This is a genomic window from Monashia sp. NPDC004114 (assembly GCF_053603855.1).
Genome location: NZ_JBSGGK010000024.1, coordinates 1 through 22,843, shown reverse-complemented (window position 1 = coordinate 22,843; position 22,843 = coordinate 1). Strand labels below are relative to the sequence as shown.

General features: G+C 71.2%; 19 protein-coding genes and 1 pseudogene. 19 read left to right on the top strand and 1 reads right to left on the bottom strand.

Translation table 11 applies throughout. The annotated features are described in order from the left end of the window. Window positions 1–23 precede the first annotated feature (23 nt). Window positions 24–917 (top strand): intradiol ring-cleavage dioxygenase, encoded by an 894-nt coding sequence (locus tag ACWEOW_RS22410; protein WP_452271462.1) that lies wholly within the window; start codon window positions 24–26, stop codon window positions 915–917. Between the two features lie 58 nt (window positions 918–975). Here the strand turns inward: ACWEOW_RS22410 and ACWEOW_RS22405 are convergent, their stop codons facing one another. Next, the gene (locus tag ACWEOW_RS22405) at window positions 976–3,039 is read right to left on the bottom strand and encodes a HelD family protein (protein WP_452271461.1); all 2,064 of its coding nucleotides are present in this window, start codon (window positions 3,037–3,039) and stop codon (window positions 976–978) included. Window positions 3,040–3,262: 223 nt separating this feature from the next. Between ACWEOW_RS22405 and efp the strand changes: the two genes are divergently transcribed. The 18 genes and pseudogenes from efp to ACWEOW_RS22315 form a co-directional block, all read left to right on the top strand. Then, entirely contained in the window at window positions 3,263–3,826 is a 564-nt protein-coding gene (gene efp / locus ACWEOW_RS22400; RefSeq protein ID WP_452271460.1) for an elongation factor P, read from the top strand. A 42-nt stretch (window positions 3,827–3,868) separates the two neighbouring features. Further along, window positions 3,869–4,282: a transcription antitermination factor NusB gene (nusB, locus tag ACWEOW_RS22395; protein WP_452271459.1), complete on the top strand. Its 414-nt coding sequence runs from the start codon at window positions 3,869–3,871 to the stop codon at window positions 4,280–4,282. Window positions 4,283–4,508: 226 nt separating this feature from the next. After that, window positions 4,509–5,090 carry a bifunctional pyr operon transcriptional regulator/uracil phosphoribosyltransferase PyrR gene (pyrR, locus tag ACWEOW_RS22390; RefSeq protein WP_452271501.1) on the top strand — a complete coding sequence of 194 codons (582 nt, stop codon included), beginning with the start codon at window positions 4,509–4,511 and terminating at the stop codon, window positions 5,088–5,090. Then, the gene (locus ACWEOW_RS22385) at window positions 5,087–6,091 is read left to right on the top strand and encodes an aspartate carbamoyltransferase catalytic subunit (RefSeq protein WP_452271458.1); all 1,005 of its coding nucleotides are present in this window, start codon (window positions 5,087–5,089) and stop codon (window positions 6,089–6,091) included. Before pyrR ends, ACWEOW_RS22385 begins: the two co-directional genes overlap by 4 nt. Next, window positions 6,088–7,434 carry a dihydroorotase gene (locus ACWEOW_RS22380; protein ID WP_452271457.1) on the top strand — a complete coding sequence of 449 codons (1,347 nt, stop codon included), beginning with the start codon at window positions 6,088–6,090 and terminating at the stop codon, window positions 7,432–7,434. The genes ACWEOW_RS22385 and ACWEOW_RS22380 overlap by 4 nt, the downstream gene beginning before the upstream one ends. Further along, window positions 7,431–8,624: a glutamine-hydrolyzing carbamoyl-phosphate synthase small subunit gene (gene carA / locus ACWEOW_RS22375; RefSeq protein WP_452271456.1), complete on the top strand. Its 1,194-nt coding sequence runs from the start codon at window positions 7,431–7,433 to the stop codon at window positions 8,622–8,624. The genes ACWEOW_RS22380 and carA overlap by 4 nt, the downstream gene beginning before the upstream one ends. Continuing rightward, window positions 8,624–11,953 carry a carbamoyl-phosphate synthase large subunit gene (carB, locus tag ACWEOW_RS22370; RefSeq protein ID WP_452271455.1) on the top strand — a complete coding sequence of 1,110 codons (3,330 nt, stop codon included), beginning with the start codon at window positions 8,624–8,626 and terminating at the stop codon, window positions 11,951–11,953. The genes carA and carB overlap by 1 nt, the downstream gene beginning before the upstream one ends. Next, entirely contained in the window at window positions 11,950–12,855 is a 906-nt protein-coding gene (locus tag ACWEOW_RS22365; RefSeq protein WP_452271454.1) for a dihydroorotate dehydrogenase electron transfer subunit, read from the top strand. Before carB ends, ACWEOW_RS22365 begins: the two co-directional genes overlap by 4 nt. Next, entirely contained in the window at window positions 12,855–13,802 is a 948-nt protein-coding gene (locus tag ACWEOW_RS22360) for a dihydroorotate dehydrogenase (protein WP_452271453.1), read from the top strand. Before ACWEOW_RS22365 ends, ACWEOW_RS22360 begins: the two co-directional genes overlap by 1 nt. A 50-nt stretch (window positions 13,803–13,852) precedes the next feature. Then, complete coding sequence (gene pyrF / locus ACWEOW_RS22355; RefSeq protein ID WP_452271452.1) at window positions 13,853–14,695, top strand: orotidine-5'-phosphate decarboxylase; 843 nt, start codon at window positions 13,853–13,855, stop codon at window positions 14,693–14,695. Between the two features lie 62 nt (window positions 14,696–14,757). Next, window positions 14,758–15,132: a hypothetical protein gene (locus ACWEOW_RS22350; protein ID WP_452271451.1), complete on the top strand. Its 375-nt coding sequence runs from the start codon at window positions 14,758–14,760 to the stop codon at window positions 15,130–15,132. A 159-nt stretch (window positions 15,133–15,291) separates the two neighbouring features. Next, entirely contained in the window at window positions 15,292–15,609 is a 318-nt protein-coding gene (gene mihF / locus ACWEOW_RS22345) for an integration host factor, actinobacterial type (RefSeq protein WP_452271450.1), read from the top strand. Further along, window positions 15,609–16,223 (top strand): guanylate kinase, encoded by a 615-nt coding sequence (gene gmk / locus ACWEOW_RS22340; protein WP_452271449.1) that lies wholly within the window; start codon window positions 15,609–15,611, stop codon window positions 16,221–16,223. Before mihF ends, gmk begins: the two co-directional genes overlap by 1 nt. A 91-nt stretch (window positions 16,224–16,314) precedes the next feature. After that, window positions 16,315–16,578 (top strand): DNA-directed RNA polymerase subunit omega, encoded by a 264-nt coding sequence (rpoZ, locus tag ACWEOW_RS22335; protein WP_452271448.1) that lies wholly within the window; start codon window positions 16,315–16,317, stop codon window positions 16,576–16,578. Between the two features lie 54 nt (window positions 16,579–16,632). Next, window positions 16,633–17,934, top strand: coding sequence for a bifunctional phosphopantothenoylcysteine decarboxylase/phosphopantothenate synthase (locus ACWEOW_RS22330; protein WP_452271500.1), 1,302 nt, complete (start codon window positions 16,633–16,635; stop codon window positions 17,932–17,934). 86 nt (window positions 17,935–18,020) lie between these two features. Beyond that, window positions 18,021–19,241, top strand: coding sequence for a methionine adenosyltransferase (gene metK, locus ACWEOW_RS22325; protein ID WP_452271447.1), 1,221 nt, complete (start codon window positions 18,021–18,023; stop codon window positions 19,239–19,241). A 16-nt stretch (window positions 19,242–19,257) separates the two neighbouring features. Further along, a complete protein-coding gene (locus ACWEOW_RS22320; RefSeq protein ID WP_452271446.1) occupies window positions 19,258–21,381 on the top strand; it encodes a primosomal protein N' in 2,124 nt (707 codons plus the stop codon). Window positions 21,382–21,636: 255 nt separating this feature from the next. After that, window positions 21,637–22,843: pseudogene (locus ACWEOW_RS22315) on the top strand (hypothetical protein); the annotation flags it as partial.

Sequence of the window (22,843 nt, the reverse complement as noted above, 5' to 3'; positions counted from 1 at the left end):
GTCGAACGACGGAAGGACTCACCATGGCACGGCAGGAGCGTCCGGCATCCGACTGGCTCGGCGACGACGGCACCGAGATCGAGGACCACGACCGCGGTCTGCGGTTCGACCTGCGGACGCTCCTCGACCGCCGCCGAGCCCTCAGCCTGATCGGTGGGCTCGGCGTGGCTGGAGCGATCGCGGCCTGCGGCACTCCGACAGACGTCGCGACGTCCAGCGGGGTGGGGTCATCGGGCTCTGCCGGGTCAGGAGCCGGGGGCGCGTCGGCAAGCGCCTCCTCGGCCGGTGGGGCACTCGTCGAGGCACCGGACGAGACCGGCGGACCCTTCCCGGGGGACGGATCCAACGGTCCGAACGTCCTCGACGACTCCGGGATCGTCCGTTCCGACATCCGTCAGAGCTACGGCGGCTCGACCACGACCGCGGAAGGCGTCCCGCTCACCGTCCGGCTCACGGTCAAGGACCTCGCGTCGAGCACCGCGATGGCCGGGGCGGCGGTCTACCTGTGGCACTGCAACCGCGACGGGCAGTACTCGCTCTACTCCAGCGGGGTGGAGAGCGAGAACTATCTCCGTGGCGTGCAGCCCACCGACGTCACCGGCACGGCGACGTTCACCTCGGTCTATCCGGCCTGCTACGACGGCCGCTGGCCGCACATCCACTTCGAGGTCTACGCGAGCGTCGCGGAGGCGACGACGAGCGGCCCGATCGTCAAGACCTCCCAGATCGCCCTGCCGCAGTCGACCTGCGAGACCGTCTACGCGACGGCGGGCTACGAGCAGAGCGTCCTGAATCTCTCGCGGGTCAGCCTCGCGACCGACATGGTCTTCGGAGACGACGGCGGGATCCACCAGCTCGCCACCATGTCGGGCGACCCGGCCACGGGCTACACCGCTGCACTGACCATCGCGGTGTGACGACCCCCGTTCGAGGTATCCCGGGTCGAGGCGAGGTGTCGCGGCATGCAGCGAGCGATCACCGTGACCCCAACACCTCGACCCGAGCTGGCGGTGGCGCGAGGTCGGCGGGCAGAGGCTCGGCGTGGACGATCGTCAGCTCTGACACGGCTCGGGTGAGCACGACGTACAGCCGCCGTAGTCCCGTGCGCTGGTCCGGCTCGGCCGCGGCGATGGCGGCCGGCTCCACGACGACGACGCGGTCGAACTCGAGACCCTTGGCGACGCTGGCAGGCACGACCTCCACCTGCCGGTCCTCGTCGTCGCCGTGGTCGTCGTCGAGCCGGCCGTGCCGGATGCCGCGGTCGGTGAGAGCTCCGGATAGCGCCTCGATGGTGCCGTCCGCGGCGATGACGCCGACCGACCCGGGCTGCCTAGCCGCCGCAGCCGCCAGGGCGGCAACCTCGTCGAGCAGAGCGCCGGGAGCGGCGACTGCTCTGATGTCGAGCCGGCCGGGATTGTCGCGGACCGACACCGGCGCACCGAGCCCGGGCGCCATCGCGGGCAGGAGCCGCGTTGCGTACTCGATTACCGCAGCGGGCACTCGGAAACCGCGGTCGAGCACGACGAGATCGTGGTCGGCCTTGCCGAGATGGGTCATCGCCTCGCGCCAGGACGACGTCGCCCACGGCGTCGTGCCCTGGGCGATGTCACCGAGCACGGTCGCCGACCCCGTGGAACAGCGCCGCCCGACTGCGCGCAGCTGCATGGGCGACAGGTCCTGCGCCTCGTCGAGGACGACGTGCCCGAGGCTCCGCTCCCGCTGAAGCAGGTCGGTGACCTCGTCGAGCAGGGCCATGTCGGCCCGGCTCCAGCGAGCGCTGCCCTTGGTGCGTGGCGGCCGGGGCCAGAGCAGCGCGGCCTGCTCCTGCTCGGTGAGGGCGCCGTCTGCGGCCGTCGCCAGAAAGTCTGCGTCGGACCAGAGGCCGTGCAGCACGGCGGCGGCATCCAGCGCGGGCCACACCGACGCCACGTACCGCTTCACCGCGGGTGACTTCGCCACAGCGTCCTGGACACGGTCGTCCGGCGCCTCCCCATCCCGCTCCATCTCGAGCAGGACGTGATGAGCGAGGCGCTGGGGGAGCAGGTCGCGAGCCGCGGAGTAGCGGACGCCCCGCCCGGCAAGCTCGTCGAGCACGTCGGCGACGACGTATGCCGGAACGCGCCACTTGCGCGCCCCGCGCGGGACCACGAGGGGCTCGGTCGGGCGCCGGAGGTGCGACCAGACGGCGCGGTGCAGCACCCCGGCCATGCGGGCGTCACCTTTGAGGCGTGCGACCTCGGCGGTCTCCGTCGCGCGCACCGTGCCGTGCTGGAGCAGCGACTCGATCGTGGCATGGCGGACGCGGACCTCGCCGAGCGAGGGCAGCACAGCGCCGATGTGGTCGAGGAACGCCCTGTTGGGTCCGACGACGAGCACCCCGGAGCGGTCGAGCCGGTCCCTGAAGGAGTAGAGCAGCCAGGCGGCGCGGTGCAGGCCGACGGCGGTCTTTCCGGTCCCCGGCGCGCCCTGGACGCAGACGGTGACACCGACGTCGCTGCGCACGATCTCGTCCTGCTCGGGCTGGATGGTGGCCACGATGTCGCGCATCGGCCCGGTGCGGGGCCGCTCGATCTCGGCGGCGAGCAGGGTGCCGCGCCCGTCGTGGCCCGGGTCCCGCAGGTGCTCGTCCTCCAGGGCTGTGAGCCGGCCATGGTCGACGCCGAACCGTCGCCGCAGCACCACGTCCATCGGGTCGCTCTGCGACGCGCGGTAGAACGCCGTGGACACGGGGGCCCGCCAGTCGACGACGACCGGGTCGCCGGACTCGTCGGAGACGTGCCGCCGACCGATGTGGAACTGCTCCGCCGGGCCTCCCGGTGGGTCGACGTCGATGCGACCGAAGAAGAGCGTCGTGCGCGGGTCGTCCTGCAGCGATGCGATCCGTCTCGCGAGCACGCGGGAGAGGACCTCTCCCGAGATGGCGTCGCTCGCTCGTGATGCATCGAGGCTGAGGGCGGCCTCCCGCATCCGTGCCAGCTCGGCCCGAGCAAGCTCGAGGTAGCGCTGCTCGTCAGCGAGTGCGCCGGATCCGTCGTGCATCGTCACCACCCCCCACCACCCTGTCCACGCTCGCGCGCCGTGCGCTCGGCGAAAGGGCACGAGCCTACACCGCCGGAGGGAGCCGCCTCCTGCCGATTCTTCGATCAGGGATCCGCGCGGCTAGACTTGCGCGGCAACTTCCCAAGTCAAGAACGTCCGGGGCTCCGGCGTGCCCGTGGGCGCGCGACCCAGCCGGCCGGCATACGAAAGTGGTTTGACAACGATGGCTTCGACCAACGACCTGAAGAACGGCATGGTGCTCAACCTCGAGGGACAGCTCTGGTCCGTCGTCGAGTTCCAGCACGTCAAGCCGGGCAAGGGCCCTGCGTTCGTGCGCACCAAGCTCAAGAACGTCCTGTCCGGCAAGGTCGTCGACAAGACGTTCAACGCGGGCATCAAGGTCGAGACGAGCAACGTCGACAAGCGCACGATGCAGTACCTCTACAAGGACGGCTCCGACTTCGTCTTCATGGACACCGACACCTACGACCAGCTCCACGTGTCGGAGACCACCGTGGGCGGCTCGGCCGACTACCTGCTCGAGAACCAGAACGCCATCGTCGCGACCCATGACGGCGCGCCCCTCTACATCGAGCTGCCCGCGTCCGTGGTCCTCGAGATCACCCACACCGAGCCGGGCCTGCAGGGCGACCGCTCCACCGGCGGCACCAAGCCGGCCACCCTCGAGACGGGTGCGCAGATCCAGGTCCCGCTGTTCCTCGAGACCGGCACCCGGGTCAAGGTCGACACCCGCGACGGGTCATACCTCGGCCGCGTCAACGACTGACGACACCGCGACGAGACACACGGAACAGGACCGGCCCCCAACGTGGCTGCACGCACCAAGGCTCGCTCGCGAGCCCTCGACATCCTCTTCGAGGCCGACCAGCGCGGGATGAACGCCCAGACGCTGCTCGAGCAGCGGCTCGCAGACTCCGAGTCCCGTGTGGGCAACAACCCGTACTCCGCGGAGATCGTGCGCGGTGTCGTCGCGAAGTGGACTGACATCAACACGGCCCTGACCGACTACAGCCAGGGCTGGACCATCGAGCGGATGCCTGCGGTCGACCGGGCGATCCTGCGGATGGGTGCGTGGGAGGTCCTCTACAACGACGAGATCCCCGACGCCGTGGCGATCTCCGAGGCGGTCGCACTCGCGACCGACCTGTCCACCGACGAGTCGCCGAGCTTTGTCAACGGGCTGCTGGGCCGGCTCGCCGAGGTCAAGGCCACGATCGTCTGAACGGCAGTCCGAGCCTGCTTTGCGGCACCGCGCCGCGCCCACTGCACGAAGCCACCCGCCCGCGGGTGGCTTCGTGCTTCTCCCGCGGCTCGCATCGTCGGACCGCGGGCCGGATTCGGAGCAGCGGCGTCCGGCGGCTAGACTCGGCGCCGAACGACGTCCTTTAACCACCGTCCTGTGAGGCGGGGAAGGAGGTCCAGCGGCTGTGACCTGCCCTGACCTGAGTGTGCCTGCCCAGCCATCGAGCGACCGCTCCAGCACCCCTGCCGACGCACGCGACGTCATGAGCGAAGGGGACATCTCCCGGGCGCTGCGGCGCATCGGTCACGAGATCCTCGAGCGCAACAAGGGCAGCGAAGGCCTGGTCCTGCTCGGCATCCCCTCGCGCGGGGTCCCGCTCGCGACCCGCCTCGCCTCCTGCATCGCCGACGTCGAGGGGACGCCGATCCCCGTCGGCGAGCTCGACATCACGCTGCACCGTGACGACCTGCGCCGGCAGCCGGTCCGGGCCGCCCACCGGTCGCGGATCCCGGCGACCGGCATCGACGACCGGGTCGTCGTCCTCGTCGACGACGTGCTCTACTCCGGCCGGACCATCCGCGCTGCGCTCGACGCGCTGTCCGAGCTGGGCCGCCCGCGCGCGGTGCGCCTCGCAGTGCTCGTCGACCGCGGCCACCGTGAGCTGCCGATCCGGGCCGACCATGTCGGCAAGAACCTCCCGACCTCCCGCGACGAGCGCGTCCATGTCCGGGTGGCCGAGATCGACGGCATCGACGTCGTCCGGATCAGCGGGGGAGAGGCCCGATGACCAAGCACCTCATCTCGTCGGCCGACCTGACCCGTCGCGAGGTCGAGGACATCCTCGAGACCGCCGGCTCGATGCACGACCTGCAGCGGCGCGAGGTCAAGAAGGTCCCGACGCTGCGCGGCCGCACCGTGATCAACTTCTTCTTCGAGGACTCGACGCGCACTCGCTCGTCCTTCGAGATCGCCGGCAAGTGGATGTCGGCCGACACGATCAACCTCTCGGCCAAGGGCTCCTCGACGAGCAAGGGCGAGAGTCTGCGCGACACGGCCATGACCGTCGATGCGATGGCGGTCGACGCCCTGGTCATCCGGCACAACGCGAGCGGGGCCTGCCACCAGGTCGCGCAGTGGGTGCGGTGCAGCGTCATCAACGCCGGTGATGGAACGCACGAGCACCCCACCCAGGCGCTTCTGGACGCCTACACGCTCCGCACCCGGATGGGCGACCTCGACGGCCGGCACGTGGCCATCGTCGGCGACCTGACTCACTCGCGGGTCTTCCGCAGCAACGTCATCACCTTGAAGACCCTCGGCGCCAAGGTGACCGTCGTGGCGCCACCGACCCTCATGCCCAGCGGCATCGCGGCCTGGAGCGCGGCCGACGGCTTCGCGACGAGCTGGGACCTCGACGAGGTCCTGGAAGGACGCGGCGAGCATGGCGACGTCGACGCCGTGATGATGCTCCGGGTGCAGCGCGAGCGGATGAGCGGTGGGTTCTTCCCGACGGCGCGCGAGTACACCGTCGGCTACGGCCTGACCCGCGACCGCCTCGACACGCTCGTGACCCGCAACCCCGACGTGCTCGTCCTGCATCCCGGGCCGATGAACCGCGGGCTGGAGATCGCGCCCGAGGCGGCCGACTCGCCACAGTCCGTCGTTCTCGACCAGGTGTCGGCCGGCGTCGCGGTGCGGATGGCCGTGCTCTACCACCTGCTCGCCGGAGACGACGGCCCACCGGCCGTACCGACGAACGCCGCGCCCTCGGAAGGAGCGACCCGATGACCCGACTGCTCATCAGAGGGGCCCGACTGCTCGGGGCCGAGGCAGCTGACCTGCTCGTCGTCGACGGCGTCATCCGTGAGGTCGGATCGCTCGGCCAGGTCGCGTCGGCTCGGGACACCGAGGTCATAGACGCCGACGGCCTCGTCGCGCTGCCCGGGCTGGTCGACCTCCACGTCCACCTGCGCGAGCCGGGCCGCGAGGACGCCGAGACGATCGCCACGGGCTCGGCGGCAGCGGCGGCGGGCGGCTACACCGCGGTCTACGCCATGGCCAACACCAGCCCGGTCACCGACACCGCAGAGGCGGCCGAGCGGGTGCTCGACCTCGGACGTGCCTGCGGCCTGACCGAGGTCGTGCCCGTGGGCGCTGTGACCAAGGGTCTCGAGGGCGCCGAGCTCGCCGAGCTCGGCCTCATGGCGCGGTCCCGGGCGCAGGTGCGGGTGTTCTCCGACGACGGACACTGCGTCCACGATGCCCGCATCATGCGCCGGGCCCTGGAGTACCTCAAGCCGTTCGGCGGCGTCGTGTCCCAGCATGCGCAGGAGCCGCGGCTCGCCGGGCCTGACGCCTGCTGCCACGAGGGGGAGATCTCCGGGCGTCTGGGCCTGCCGGGCTGGCCCGGGGTCGCGGAGGAGTCGATCGTCGCCCGCGATGTCATGCTGGCTCGCCACACCGGCTCTCGCGTGCACATCGCCCACGTGTCCACTGCCGGCACGGTCGAGGTGGTCCGGTGGGCCAAGGCGCAGGGCATCTCCGTCACGGCGGAGGTCACGCCGCACCACCTGGCCCTCACGACCGACCTGCTCTCCGGCTACGACCCCGTCTACAAGGTCAACCCGCCGCTGCGCCCGACGGAGGACGTCGAGGCGCTGCGCGAGGCCCTGGCCGACGGCACGATCGACGCCGTCGCCACCGACCACGCACCACACGCGCGGCACGACAAGGAGCACGCCTTCGTCGACGCGGCGTTCGGCATGATCGGCCTGGAGACGGCGCTCTCGGTCGTCAGCGAGGTGCTGGTGCGGCCCGGCCTGCTCGACTGGGCCGACGTGGCGCGAGTCATGTCCGTCGCCCCGGCCGGCATCGGCGGCCTTGCGCACCAAGGCCGCCCGCTCCAGGCGGGGAGCCCGGCTCACATCACGCTGGTCGACCCCGACCGCGAGGTCACGGTCGACGCGACCGCGAGCCGCAGCCGGTCCCGCAACAACCCGTGGCACGGACGCACGTTCCGCGGCGCCGTAGCCACCACGGTCTTCGGAGGGCGGGTGACCTTCGTCGCGGACCCGGAGTCCCACACCGAACGAGTACTGACGAACGCCAACGCATCGGGGGCTGACGAGTGACCACCCAGACACCCATCCACGTGCCGGGTCGCAACGACCGCACGAGCCGGCTTCGAGAGGCCGCCGTCCTCGTGCTCGAGGACGGCCGCACCTTCCGGGGGGCCTCCTACGGCGCCCTCGGCGAGACAGTCGGCGAGGCGGTGTTCTCGACGGGGATGACCGGGTATCAGGAGACTCTCACGGACCCGAGCTACCACCGCCAGGTCATCGTCATGACGGCTCCGCACGTGGGCAACACCGGCGTCAACACCGAGGATGACGAGAGCACTCGCATCTGGGTCGCGGGCTACGTCGTGCGCGACCCGGCCCTCAGGTCGTCCAGCTGGCGCGCGACGCGTGACCTCGAGGACGAGCTGCGCGACCAGAGGGTGGTCGGGATCTGTGAGGTCGACACCCGGGCGCTGACCCGCCACCTGCGCGAGCGCGGCGCGATGCGGGTCGGGATCTTCAGCGGCGTCGCCGCAGGGCGGCCGGAGGCGGACCTGCTCGACGCGGTGCGCCGGAGCCCGCAGATGGCCGGCGCGGCGCTCGCCGAGGAGGTGACGACGACCGAGCCGTATGCCGTCCCTGCCGTCGGCGAGAAGCGCTTCACCGTCGCTGCGGTCGACCTCGGGATCAAGGCGATGACGCCCCAGCTCATGGCGCAGCGCGGCATCGAGGTCCATGTGCTGCCCGCCACCGCGTCCTTCGAGGACGTCATGGCCGTCGGTGATGGCGGCCCGGACGGTGTCTTCTTCTCCAACGGGCCGGGCGACCCGGCGACGGCTGAGCGTGAGGTGGCACTGCTGCGGCAGGTGCTCGACGCCGGCGTCCCGTTCTTCGGGATCTGTTTCGGCAACCAGCTGCTCGGGCGGGCTCTCGGGTTCGGCACGTACAAGCTGAAGTACGGCCACCGGGGCATCAACCAGCCGGTCATGGACCGGTCCACGAGGAAGGTCGAGGTCACTGCGCACAACCACGGCTTCGCCGTGGACGCCCCGCTCGACCGCGACAGCGACACGGCATACGGTCGGGCACGCGTGTCGCACGTGTGCCTCAACGACGACGTCGTCGAGGGTCTCGAGTGCCTCGACGTGCCGGCCTACTCGGTGCAGTACCACCCAGAGGCGGCCGCGGGACCCCACGACGCCGCGTACCTCTTCGACCGCTTCGTGGAACTCATGACCAACGCGAGCGGAGCGAGCAAATAATGCCTCAGCGTGACGACATCAAGAGCGTCCTGGTCATCGGCTCCGGGCCGATCGTCATCGGCCAGGCGTGCGAGTTCGACTACTCCGGCACCCAGGCGTGCCGGGTGCTGCGCGAGGAGGGCATCCGGGTCGTCCTCGTCAACAGCAACCCGGCCACGATCATGACGGACCCGGAGTTCGCCGACGCGACGTACGTCGAGCCGATCACGCCGGAGGTCGTCGAGGCGATCATCGCCAAGGAGCGGCCCGACGCGGTGCTCGCCACGCTGGGTGGCCAGACTGCCCTGAACTGCGCGATCGCCCTGCACGAGAACGGCGTCCTCGAGAAGTACGGGTGCCCGCTCATCGGCGCCAACGTCGAGGCGATCCAGCTCGGTGAGGACCGCGAGGCCTTCAAGGGCGTCGTCGAGCGCTGCGGTGCAGAGTCGGCCCGCAGCATCATCTGCCACACGATGGACGAGTGCCTGGCCGCCGCCGGGGAGCTGAGCTATCCCGTCGTCGTCCGCCCGTCGTTCACGATGGGCGGCCTGGGCTCCGGGTTCGCCTACGACGAGGCGGACCTGCGTCGCATCGCCGGGCAGGGCCTGCAGTACAGCCCGACCACGGAGGTCCTGCTCGAGGAGTCCATCCTCGGCTGGAAGGAGTACGAGCTCGAGGTCATGCGCGACCACGCCGACAACGTCGTGGTGGTCTGCTCGATCGAGAACCTCGACCCGATGGGCGTGCACACCGGCGACTCGATCACCGTGGCGCCGGCGCTGACACTGACCGACCGCGAGTACCAGCGGCTGCGGGACATCGGCATCGCGGTCATCCGCGAGGTGGGCGTCGACACGGGTGGCTGCAACATCCAGTTCGCGGTCAACCCGCGCGACGGCAGGGTCATCGTCATCGAGATGAACCCCCGCGTGTCCCGGTCCAGCGCTCTCGCGTCGAAGGCGACGGGGTTCCCGATCGCCAAGATCGCGGCGAAGATGGCGATCGGCTACACGCTGGACGAGGTGCCCAACGACATCACCCGGGAGACGCCGGCGAGCTTCGAGCCGACGCTCGACTACGTCGTCGTCAAGGTGCCGCGCTTCGCGTTCGAGAAGTTCCCGGCAGCCGACCCCACCCTGACGACGACCATGAAGTCGGTCGGCGAGGCGATGTCTATCGGGCGGAACTTCACCGAGGCCCTCCAGAAGGCGCTGCGCTCACTGGAGAAGAAGGGCGCGACGTTCCACTGGGATGGCGAGATCGGCAAGGCTGCCGCGGAGCGGGCCCTCGAGGAGGCTCGGGTCCCGACCGATGGGCGCATCGTGCTGGTGCAGCAGGCCCTTCGGGGTGGGTGCTCCGTCGAGGAGGTCCATGCCGCGACCGGCATCGACCCGTGGTTCCTCGACCAGATCGCGCTCGTCAACGACGTTGCCGCCATGCTCGCGGATGCCCCGGAGCTGACGCCCGACCTGCTCCGCCTGGTCAAGCGGCACGGCTTCAGTGACGCACAGGTCGCGGGCATCCGCCGTATGCCGGAGGCCGTGGTCCGCGGGGTACGCCACGCCCTCGGCGTGCGCCCGGTCTACAAGACGGTCGACACGTGTGCGGCCGAGTTCGCCGCTCGCACGCCCTATCACTACTCGTCCTACGACGAGGAGACCGAGGTCGAGCCGCGCGAACGGCCGGCGGTCATCATCCTGGGCTCCGGACCGAACCGGATCGGCCAGGGAGTCGAGTTCGACTACTCCTGCGTGCACGCGTCGTTCTCCCTGCGGGACAAGGGTTTCGACACCGTCATGGTCAACTGCAACCCGGAGACCGTGTCGACCGACTACGACACCAGCAGCCGCCTCTACTTCGAGCCGCTGACCCTGGAGGACGTCCTCGAGGTCATCCACGCCGAGTCGCAGGCCGGGCCGATCGCGGGAGTGATCGTCCAGCTCGGCGGGCAGACGCCGCTGGGTCTGGCCAGGGCCCTCGCCGCGGAAGGCGTCCCGATCGTCGGCACGTCGCCCGAGGCGATCCACCTCGCCGAGGACCGCGGGGCCTTCGGACAGGTCCTCGCGCGCGCCGGGCTCGTGGCACCCAAGCACGGAACGGCATACGGCCCCGACGAAGCCCTTGCGGTGGCACGCGAGATCGGGTATCCGGTCCTGGTCCGCCCGTCCTACGTCCTCGGTGGGCGCGGCATGGTGATCGTCTACGACGACGACTCGCTCGTGACGTACGTCGAGAAGGCCACCGAGGCCTCTCCGGACCACCCGATCCTCATCGACCGGTTCCTCGACGACGCCATCGAGATCGACGTCGACGCGCTGTTCGACGGCGAGGAGATGTACCTCGGCGGCATCATGGAGCACGTCGAGGAGGCCGGCATCCATTCGGGTGACAGCTCGTGCACCCTGCCGCCGGCCACGCTCGGGGACGGTGAGCTCGGGCGGGTCCGCGAGGCCACCCGCAAGCTGGCCGAGGGCATCGGCGTCCGGGGCCTGATGAACGTCCAGTTCGCGCTGGCACAGGACATCCTTTATGTCATCGAGGCCAACCCGAGGGCGTCGCGCACCGTGCCGTTCGTCGCCAAGGCCACGGGCGTGCCCCTGGCCAGCGCGGCCGCGCGGGTCATGCTGGGAGCGCGCATCAAGGAGCTGCGCGAGGAGGGCCTGCTGCCGGCGGTCGGCGACGGCGGGGCGATGCCCGCACACGCGCCCGTGTCGTGCAAGGAGGCGGTGCTGCCGTTCAAGCGGTTCCGCACCAAGGAGGGTGTGGCCGTCGACTCGCTGCTCGGCCCGGAGATGCGCTCGACGGGCGAGGTCATGGGCATCGACGTCGACTTCGGTTCGGCGTTCTCCAAGGCCCAGCAGGGCAGCGGCTCGGCCCTGCCGCGCTCCGGCGCGATCTTCGTGTCTGTCGCGAACCGCGACAAGCGGGCCATGCTCTTCCCGGTCAAGCGGCTCGTCGACCTCGGCTTCACGATCCTTGCGACGAGCGGCACCGCTGCGGTCCTCAAGCGCAACGGCATCGAGGCGACCCTCGTCCGCAAGATCACCGAGCGCGGCGACGGCGACCATGGCGAGCGCTCGATCGTCGACCTCATCCTCGACGGCACCGTGCAGATGGTCGTCAACACCCCGTCAGGGCAGGATGCCCGTGCCGACGGCTACGCGATCCGGGCGGCGACGACCAGCGCCGACAAGCCCATCGTCACGACGATCGCGACCTTGGCCGCAGCAGTGCTCGGCATCGAGGCGCAGCTGACCGAGGAGATCCGCGTGAAGTCGCTCCAGGACCACGCCCGTGACCTCGACCTCTACGGTCGCCGGGCCCTCGTCGGCACGGGGGCGGACGCGTGACGGGCTCGATCGCGGGTGGGACCGGCCTGCGGGCCAAGGTGGTGCAGGAGGTTGCCGAGGTGATCGCCACCCGGCGCGTCGGGGCCTACCAGCACCTCACTCTCGTCGCGCCCGGCGTCGCCGAGCTGGCGCGTCCCGGTCAGTTCGTGGCGCTCGCCGTCGGCGGCGAGTCGTCGGCGACCCTGCTGCGGAGGTCGTTCTCGATCCACCGGGCCACTCCCAGCGGGACCTACGGCGGCACGGTCGAGATCGTGGTCTCCGCCGTCGGCGTCGGCACCCGGTGGATCGTCGAGCGCGAGCCGCACGACACCATCGATGTCGTCGGCCCGCTGGGCAAGCAGTTCCCCCTGCCGACCGAGCCCGTCCCGTGTGTCCTCGTCGGCGGCGGCTACGGCAGCGCCCCGCTCTTCTGGCTCGCGTCAGACCTGCGCGAACGCGGCTGTCATGTCGAGATGGTGCTCGGCGCCGCAAGCGAGGACCGCCTCTTCGGCGTCGTCGAGGCACGACGCAGCGGTGACGGCGTGACCGTGACCACCGACGACGGGTCCGCCGGACAGCGTGGCTGGGTGAGCGACGTGCTGCCCGGCATCATCGAGCGCACTGGTGCAGCGGTCGTCTACGGCTGCGGGCCGATGGGCATGCTGCGCGCCATCACCGAGGTGGCCCGCGACCACGGGGCGGTCGCCCAGGTCGCGGTCGAGGAGTCCATGGCGTGTGGTGTCGGCGTGTGCATGACGTGCGTCATGCCGGTCGTCGGCACGGACGGGCTGACGAGGATGGTCCGTTCGTGCGTCGAAGGGCCGGTGTTCAGGGGGGATCGGGTGCGCTGGGACGCCTTCGACGGCAACCACGCCCGAGTGCCCGACGACGCGGTCGGCGCACCCAAGGTGGGGGGTCACTGATGGTCGACCTCGCTGTGGACCTGGCCGGACAGCGTCTGCCCAACCCGCTCATGACCGCATCGGGGTGTGCGGCCAACGGCAAGGAGCTGCACCGCTTCTTCGACGTCGCCGACCTCGGAGCGTTCGTCACCAAGTCGGTCATGGCCGAGCCGCGCTCGGGCCGGGGCACCCCGCGGATGGCCGAGACGCCCTCGGGGATGCTCAACTCCATCGGGCTCCAGGGGCCGGGCATCGAGGCGTTCGTCGACGAGGACCTCGCCTGGCTCGCGTCCGTCGGCGCTCGGGTCCTGCCGTCCATCGCCGGTAGCTCGAGCACGGAGTACGCCCACGTGGCCGCGACCCTCCGGGCGAGCCGGCACTTCGGCGCCGTCGTCGGAGTCGAGGTCAACATCTCGTGCCCCAACGTCGCGAACCGCGGCCTGGTGTTCGCGTGCGACCCGGGGGCCTCGGCCAAGGTGATCGGCCTGGTGCGTGAGCAGCTGCCGCCGGAGATCCCGGTCTTCGCCAAGCTGAGCCCGGACGTCACGGATATCACGGCGATCGCGTCGGCTTGCGTCGACGCAGGCGCCGATGGGCTCACCATGATCAACACCCTGCTCGGCCTCGTGATCGACACCGACACCATGCGACCGCAGCTCGGCGGCGTCACGGGCGGTCTGTCCGGGCCGGCCATCCGGCCGGTCGCGGTGCGCGCCATCTGGCAGGTCCGTAGAGCGATGATCGAGGGCCGCATGGCGACGGTGCCGATCATCGGCGTCGGCGGCGTCCGGACCGGCCGCGACGCACTCGAGCTCGTCGCCGCCGGTGCCAGCGCCATCCAGGTCGGCACGGCCGTCTTCAACGACCCGTCGGCCCCGGTGCGGGTGCTCCGTGAGCTGTGCGAGCTGCTCGACGCCAAGGGGTACGACCGCTTCGCAGACGCGGTCGGCATCGCCCACCGAGACTGAGTCCGACGCCAGGCCACGAGCCTGTCCCAACCAGAACTGGAGTCCGAACGATGACCACGAGCTTCGGGGCCCGCCTCCAGGCCGCGATGCGCCTCAACGGCCCGCTCTGTGCCGGCATCGACCCCCACCGGTCACTCGTCGAGTCGTGGGGGCTGACCTACGACGTCGCCGGGTTGGAGCGCTTCGCGCTCACGTGCGTCGAGGCCTTCGCCGGCCGCGTGGCCGCGGTCAAGCCGCAGTCGGCGTTCTTCGAGGTGTTCGGCAGCCGCGGGCTCGCCGTGCTCGAACGCGTCATCACCGAGCTCCGCGAGGCCGAGACGCTGACGATCCTCGACGCCAAGCGCGGTGACATCGGGTCGACGATGACGGCATACGCAGAGGCCTATCTCGGCAAGGACGCTGTCGCGCCACCGGACGCGCTCACCGTGAGCCCCTACCTCGGCTACGAGTCGCTGCGGCCCGCCATCGACCTTGCCGAGCAGACCGGCCGCGGTGTCTTCGTCCTCGCTCTCACCTCGAACCCGGAGGGCGCGACCGTCCAGCATGCGGTCCGAGATGGGCGTTACGTGGCGGCTTCGATGGTGGACGGCGCGTCGGCCGACAACGCCCCGGCTCGCGCCCGTGGCGAGCTCGGCAGCGTCGGCCTCGTCATCGGCGCGACCGTCGGCACCGCGGTCTCCGACCTCGGGCTCGACCTCGTGTCCGCCGCGACGCCCGTCCTGGCCCCGGGCATCGGGGCGCAGGGCGGCACGGTGGACACGATCGCCGCGACGTTCGGTCGGGCGCGGGGTCAGGTGCTCGCCGCGTCGAGCCGCGAGATCCTCTCCGCAGGCCCCGAGCCGGGACGCCTGGCTGCGCAGACCCGGCGCGTCGCCGAGTCGCTCCTGGCGTGACCCACGGCACCCACTTGTGCCACTCGCAAGACGCACCAGCGCGCACGGCATACGGTGGGGTCGTGCGAGCGACGACCGTGCGCACGGGGACGCTGATCCTCGTGGCGGCGATATTGTCGATCTCTGCCTGCTCATCGTCGGGCGGGGCATACTGCGACGCGCTCACGTCGGCTGAGTCCGAGTGGGCGTCGGCAGGTGCGTCCCTGCAGAACAAGGAGGCCGCGACCCGTTTCGTCGTGACCGTCAAGCAGATCGAGGCCACGGCGCCCGACGAGGTGAGGTCGGAGTGGATCTCGCTCGAGTCACTGTTCGAGAAGTTCACGGTGGACAAGCCGGACCTCACGGCGCTCACGCAGCAGATGCAGGGCTTCGAGAGCGCCGCGAAGAAGATCGAGACCCACGCGAAGGAGACCTGCGGGATCGACCTCTCCAAGTGAGGCGGTGCCGCCGCGACGATGCACGGCGCCGACCGCGGCCGTGGGGATCGCGCCCCCGCGTTGCGGCACGGACGTGCGGCTCGCTAGGTTCGGCGGAGACAACATCTGGATCGGGCGGGGGCGCAGTCGTTCCCGCAGGCAGCGAGGAGACCGAAGACCGTGGCGCTTCCACCGCTCACCCCTGAGCAACGGGCAGCAGCTCTTGAGAAGGCTGCGGCCGCTCGTCGGGAGCGGGCGGCGGTCAAGAACCGCCTCAAGTACTCCAGCGGCTCGCTCGCCGAGGTCCTCGAGGACGGCAAGATCGACCCGGTCATCGGCAAGATGAAGGTGACCGAGCTGCTCGAGTCGATGCCGGGCGTCGGCCGGGTTCGGGCCAAGGCGATCATGGCCGAGGTGGGCATCGCCGAGTCCCGCCGCGTGCGCGGCCTCGGGGCCAACCAGGTCGCGGCCCTGTTGCGCCGCTTCGAACGGCAGTGATGTCGGCGGAGCCCAGCACCAGGACGCCCTCGCAGAACCACGGCCCACGGCCGGGCAGTCTCACAGTGCTCGCCGGGCCGACCGCTGTCGGCAAAGGCACCATCGCCTCCTATGTCCGCACGCACTTCCCCGGAGTGTGGTTCTCCGTCTCGATGACGACGCGCAAGCCACGTCCGGGCGAGGTCGACGGGGTGCATTACCACTTCGTCGATGAGCAGGAGTTCGACCGCCTCGTGGTCGCCGGACAGTTCCTCGAGTACGCCGTCGTGCACGGCGCGGCGAAGTACGGCACGCCGCGCGGGCCCGTCGAGCGGGCGATCCGCGAGGGCCGGGACGCCCTGCTCGAGATCGACCTGCAGGGAGCGCGCCAGGTGCGCGAGAGCTGGCCCGACGCGCTCTTCGTGTTCCTCGACCCGCCGAGCTGGGACGAGCTGGTGCGTCGTCTCGTCGGCAGAGGCACCGAGGGGGAGGCCGAGCGGGAGCGCCGGCTCGAGACCGCGCGGGCCGAGCTGGCAGCCAAGCCCGAGTTCGACGAGGTCATCGTCAACGACGATGTTCGGCGTGCGAGCGAGGAACTCGTATCATTGATGAGATCGGGGCACGCCACCCGGTGAGCCTTGCTGTGCGTCTATCGGTGCGCCATCCGCATCGAGCACGAGGTTCGCCCCGATTCACCACGATTCACCGAAACGAAACGAGATCACTGTGTCCGGTACCCAGGCTGCTCCCATCGGCATCACCAACCCGCCGATCGACGACCTCCTGACCGCCGCCGACTCCAAGTACGCGCTCGTCATCTACTCCGCGAAGCGGGCTCGCCAGATCAACGCCTACTACTCGCAGCTGCAGGAGGGCCTGCTCGACTACGTCGGCCCGCTCGTCGAGACCGAGGTCCACGAGAAGCCGTTGTCGATCGCGCTGCGCGAGATCAACGAGGGCCTGCTCACCTCCGAGCCGACCGAGGCCTGAGCCGGGCCGACGCGCGGACCGAAGAGCAGGGAGCACCCACCACTGATGCAGTCGCTGCGGGTCGTCCTCGGAGTGAGCGGCGGGATCGCCGCCTACAAGGCGTGCTCCCTGCTACGGCTGTTCACCGAGAACGGCCACGACGTCACGGTCGTGCCGACCGAGGCTGCCCTGCGGTTCGTGGGGGCGCCGACATGGTCGGCGCTGTCCGGCAAGCCGGTGAGCACCGACGTGTGGTCATCAGTGCACGAGGTCCCGCACGTGCGGATCGGGCAGAACGCCGACCTCGTGGTCGTCGCGCCGGCCACTGCTGACGTGCTCGCCAAGGCTGCCGCCGGTCTCGCTGACGACCTGCTCACCAACACGCTGCTCACCGCGCGCTGTCCGGTGGCGTTCGCGCCGGCCATGCACACCGAGATGTGGGAGCACCCGGCAACGCGCGCCAACGTCGCCACGCTCCGCTCGCGCGGCGCGCATGTCATCGACCCGGCCTCCGGGCGGCTGACGGGCGCCGACACCGGGCCGGGCCGGCTTCCTGAGCCCGAGGACCTGTATGCCGCGTGCCTGGCGATCGTATCCCGCGGGCACTTCGAGGGCTCGTCGGAGGCGGACGATGGCCAGCCGGCTGACGAGCGGCCAGTCGGTCGCCTCGACCTGGCCGGCCGCAAGGTCGTCGTCAGTGCGGGTGGGACCCGCGAGCCGCTGGACCCGGTGCGGTTCCTCGGCAACCGCAGCTCGGGCAAGCAGGGCTGGGCCATCGCGCGGGCCGCAGCCGCGCGCGGTGCCGAGGTCACGCTCGTCGCGGCGAACGTCGCGCTTGCCGCGCCCGACGGCATACGCGTGCTCCCGGTCGAGACCACCCTCGAGCTGATGGGGTCGGTGCTCGGCGAGGCCGCCAGCTCCGACGTCGTCGTCATGGCGGCCGCGCCCGCCGACTTCCGCCCGGCCCGGGTGAGCGACAGCAAGATCAAGAAAGCAAGCACGCCCCGGGATGACGGTTCCGGCGACGGGTCGGGCAACGGGCTGACGTTGCGCCTCGTCGAGAACCCCGACATCGTCCGTGCCCTCGTCAGCGAGCGCGCCGAGCGCGGCGGCGGGCGGCCGGTCGTGGTGAGCTTCGCCGCCGAGACCGGCGATGCCGCCGGAAGTGTCATGGACCACGCGCGGGCAAAGTTCGAACGCAAGGGCAGCGACGTCCAGGTCGTCAACGAGGTCGGCGTCGACAAGACGTTCGGCCGCGACGACACGACCGTGCACATCCTGCTTCGCGGCAGCGACGACGTGACCACCGTCGGTCCGACGACCAAGGACGTTGTGGCCGATGCGCTGTGGGACGCCGTCGTGCCGCTACTGACCTGAGGATTACACTCGGCGCCCTACGCAGACCACGGCTCATCGTGGTCGCGACGCGGCGCACAACCACCGCACAGAGCTAGGGAGAGCAAGTGACCGCACGTCTGTTCACGTCCGAGTCCGTCACCGAGGGCCACCCGGACAAGATCTGCGACCAGATCAGCGACTCGATCCTCGATGCCCTCCTGACCGAGGACAAGCACGCGCGCGTCGCAGTCGAGACGTTGGTCACGACCGGACTGGTCCACGTGGCCGGTGAGGTGTCCACGACGGGGTACGTCGAGATCCCCAAGCTCGTGCGCGACACGATCCTCGAGGTGGGCTACGACGGCTCGCAGAAGGGCTTCGACGGTCGCACCTGTGGCGTCTCCATCTCCATCGGCGCCCAGTCGCCCGACATCGCCCAGGGCGTTGACACGGCGCACGAGAACCGCCACGGCGGCGTCGACCCGCTCGACAAGCAGGGGGCCGGCGACCAGGGCCTCATGTTCGGCTACGCCTGCGACGACACCGCCGAGCTCATGCCCCTGCCGATCTTCCTGGCGCACCGGCTCGCCGAGCGCCTGACCCAGGTGCGCAAGAGCGAGGAGCTGGCCTACCTGCGCCCCGACGGCAAGACCCAGGTCACCATCGCCTATGAGGGCGACAAGGCGGTCAAGCTCGACACGGTCGTGCTCTCGACACAGCACGCCCCTGACGTGTCGCTCGAGGGGATGCTCGAGCCGGACATCAAGGCACACGTGTTCGAGCCCGTTCTCGCCGAGCTTGCCGCCGAGGGGACCGACCTCGACACCTCCGACTTCCGTGCGCTCATCAACCCCACCGGCCGCTTCGAGATCGGCGGCCCGATGGGCGACGCCGGGCTCACCGGCCGCAAGATCATCGTCGACACCTACGGTGGCATGGCCCGCCACGGCGGCGGCGCCTTCTCCGGCAAGGACCCGAGCAAGGTCGACCGCTCCGGTGCCTACGCCATGCGGTGGGTCGCCAAGAACGTCGTGGCTGCGGGGCTCGCCCGTCGCTGCGAGGTCCAGGTCGCGTACGCCATCGGCAAGGCCCAGCCCGTGGGCCTCTACGTCGAGACGTTCGGCACCGAGACCGTGCCGACCGACGCCATCCAGGCCGCCATCACGAAGGTCTTCGACCTGCGCCCCGCCGCCATCGTCGACGCGCTCGACCTGCTCCGGCCGATCTACCGGCCCACCGCGGCATACGGCCACTTCGGCCGCACCAAGGCCGACGGCGTCGAGAACGGCTTCACGTGGGAGCGGACCGACCGTGTGGACGCGCTGAGGGCCGCCGTCTCCGGCTGAGACTAGATTCGCCCCCGTGGGCGACGACCTCATTTCGCAGCGACCGGCCGACCGGCCGGTCGCTGCGGTTGTCGTGGAGACGCCGCTGGCCCATCTCGACCGGCTCTTCGAGTACGCCGTGCCTGACGAGCTGGCCACGGACGCCGTCCCCGGCGCTCGGGTGCGGGTGCGCTTCGCGGGCCGCGATCTCGACGGCTTCGTCGTCGAGCGACGCGAGCGTGCCGAGCACGCCGGAGCGCTGACGCCCATTCGCCGCGTGGTCAGTCCCGAGCCGGTGCTGACGCCGGAGGTGCTGGAGCTGTCGCGTGCCGTCGCCGGGCGGTATGCCGGCACCGTGAGCGACGTGCTCCGACTCGCCGTGCCCAAGCGGCACGCCACGGCGGAGCGGAACCTGCCGGTCGAGCCGCCACCCTGCGGGCCGGTGACGGCGCCCGCTCCCGGCCCGTGGGCGGCATACCCGGCCGGGCCTGCCTGGCTGCGCCGCATTGCCGACGGTGAGGCGCCGGCCGCCGCCTGGCAGGCGCTGCCCGGACGGCGGCCCGACGAGGACTGGCCGGCCGCCTTCGCGACGGCCGCCGCGACGGCCCTGGCGGCGGGGCGCGGCTCGGTGCTCATCGTCCCGGACCATCGTGACGTCGACCGGCTCGAGTCCGCTCTCGTCGCCCTCGTCGGCAAGGGCAGGCATGTCCGGCTCACGGCCGACCAAGGACCGCAGGCGAGGTACACCGCGTGGCTGAAGGTGCTGCGAGGCCACGTTCGTGTCGTTATCGGCACGCGGGCCGCGGCCTTCGCGCCGGTGCACGACCTCGGGCTGGTCGCGTGGTGGGACGACGGCGACGACCTCCTGGCCGAGCCGAGGGCGCCGTATCACCAGGTCGGTGTCGTGCTCCAGCTGCGTGCCGCCGCCACCGGCGCCGCGCTGCTCTCGGGAGGGTTCGGCCGCAGCCTGCGAGTCCAGCTCGGCGTCGAGGCCGGGCTCATGGTGCCCGTCGAGGCGACCCCGGCCGCCCTGCGCGAGGCGATGCCGCGAGTCACCATCGCGGGCGAAGGCGCCGACGAGGAGCGCGACGGTCCCGCCGCACGCGCACACATCCCCTCCCGCGCGTGGCGGATCGCCAAGGACGGCCTCCTCGACGGGCCGGTCCTGCTTCAGGTGCCACGGCGGGGGTACCTGCCCGCACTCAGCTGTGCGCAGTGCCGCACCCCGGTGCGCTGTGCTCGCTGCCAGGGCCCCGTCGCGCTCGGTTCGTCGGGGGCGGCGCCCACCTGCCGGTGGTGCGCCCTGCCGGTCGCGGGTGGACGCTTCGAGTGCGTCCACTGCGGCTCGCACCGGCTGCGGTCCGCGGTCACCGGAGCACGGCGGACCGCCGAGGAGATCGGCCGAGCCTTCCCGGGTGTGCCCGTTCACACGTCGGGATCGGGCGAGGTGCTGGCGACCGTGGGGGCAGCGCCGTCGCTCGTGATCTCCACACCGGGCGCGGAGCCCGTGGCCGATGGGGGTTACTCGGCCGTCGTGCTCCTTGACGCCTGGGCGATGCTCGACCTTCCCGTCCTCGACGCACCGCTCGAAGCGGCTCGGCGGTGGATGGCGGCCGCCGCCCTGGCGAGTGAGGGTCGCGCTGTGGTCCTCTGCGGCGCTCCGGAGGCGATCGCTCTGCCAGCCGTCGAGGCGCTGGTGCGCTGGGACCCCACGTGGCTGGCCGCCCGCGAGCTTGCCGACCGACGCGAGCTGGGACTGCCTCCGGCCGTGCGTATCGCCCAGCTGACCGGTAGCCGGCGGGCCCTCGAAGAGGCGTTGACCCAGGTGGACCTGCCCGCGGCGGCACAGGTGCTCGGTCCTCTCCCGTTCTCGCCGGGCTTCGGCGGAGCCAGGTCGGCCGGTGGGGAGCGCGGACCGGTTACGTCGGTGGGTTCGAGAAGCTCGGCAGCGGGCGGAGCAGCGGTGGGAGCTGCGGGAGCGGTGGGAGCGGCTGGAGCGGCTGGGGAGCGGTCACCGGCTGACCATCAGGTGCTGGTGAGGGTGCCAGTGGGGGACACCACGGCGCTCACGCACGCGCTCGTGGCGCTCAAGGCCTTTCGGTCCGCTCGCAAGGCGTCTGAGGTCGTCGCCGTGCGAGTGGACCCGCTGGACATGGGATGACCCCGACCGGTGAGTCGCCGCTCGCGGTGTTCCGGTGGTAACTCGGTGGTGATTCGGACGTGATTCGGACGCGCGGTGATTCGGACGCGCGGTGATTCGGACGCGCGGTGATTCGGACGCGCGGTGATTCGGACGCGCGCGGTGATTCGCGGCCTTCCAGGATCGGCTCTAGGTGTTGCCCTTGGCTGACCGGTCGCCGTGCGGCCCTGTGGATGGCGGGGTTGGACTGTCGGTGGTCGAACGTATGTTCGACTCATGACGACGACGACCCGTGAGCCGGTGACCGGTGTGGAGGCCGGTGTGGACGCTGGTCCCGATGCGGCGCTGGATGCGGTGCTGGATCCGGTGGCGGTGCTGGCGGCGCTGGCCTCGTCGGAGCCGGGTCCGGCGGCCGAGCTGGACGCGCTTCGGGGGTTGCCGGGGTTGGCGGCGCGGTTGGCGCGGATCGCGGCCGAGCTGCGGCTGCTGACCCGCTCGTTCCCGACGTGGTGCATGCCCGAGACGGGGATCGGTGATGCGATCGGGCAGGCTCAGGCGGTGCGGGAGCTGGCCCACAGCCTGTGCGCGGTGCTGGCCGGTGAGGTGACCTCGCGGAGTCTGGGAGCGCGGGAGGGGCTGTCGCGCAATGACTGGGTGGCGGCGCACGCGCCGGTGTTGGAGGGGGCCGGGGCGGCCGAGCTGACCGCCGTCGGGGCGATCATGGGCGAGCCGCGGTGGCGGGACCTGGCGGGCAAGGTGCGTTCGGGGGCGGCGACGGTGGCCCAGGCGGCGGTGGTCGTGCGGTTCCACGACGAGGTGGCCGGGGTCGCCGACCGAGCGCACCTGGACTCGGTGGTGGGTGCGATGGTCGAGCAGCTCGAGGCGTTGGGGGTGCGGGAGGTTCGCAGGCTGGTGCGCCAGGCGCGGGTCTCGCTGCGCCCGCCCGAGCAGGTCGAGGGTGAGGAGGCCCGGTTGCGGGCCGGGCGGGCGTTGTCGCGGGTGGGCCGGTCCGCGGGGCTGGTGGAGTACCGGCTGCGGCTGGACCCGGAGGGGGCAGCGGTGCTGGACGCGGCGATCGACCCGCTGGCACGGCCGCGGCCGGACCTGGACTGGGATGCGCATGTGGTGCCGTATCGGCACCCGGTCTGCGGGCACCTCATCGAGCCGCGAGGTGAGCGCGGCGGCTCCGCCCCCGCGGATGGCGCGGCGGGTGGGCAACCTGATCCTTTCGGCTCGCACAGCGCTCTCGGTGGGGCATCCGCGCGTCACGGGCGGACCTGTGCTGAGCACCCGGAAGGAGTCGCGTGCGATGAGGCGCGCGCACCGTGCGTCGGTGGGTCGGCCGGTGTGAGAACCCTCGAGCGTGGGTGTCACGTGTGTGCGGGGGTGCCGGCGGATCCGCGGCTGCCGGCGACCCGGCGCGCGGACGCGTTGCTGGAGCTGGTCGCCCGGGCGGTCGGAGCCCCGCAGGGGGTCACCCGCA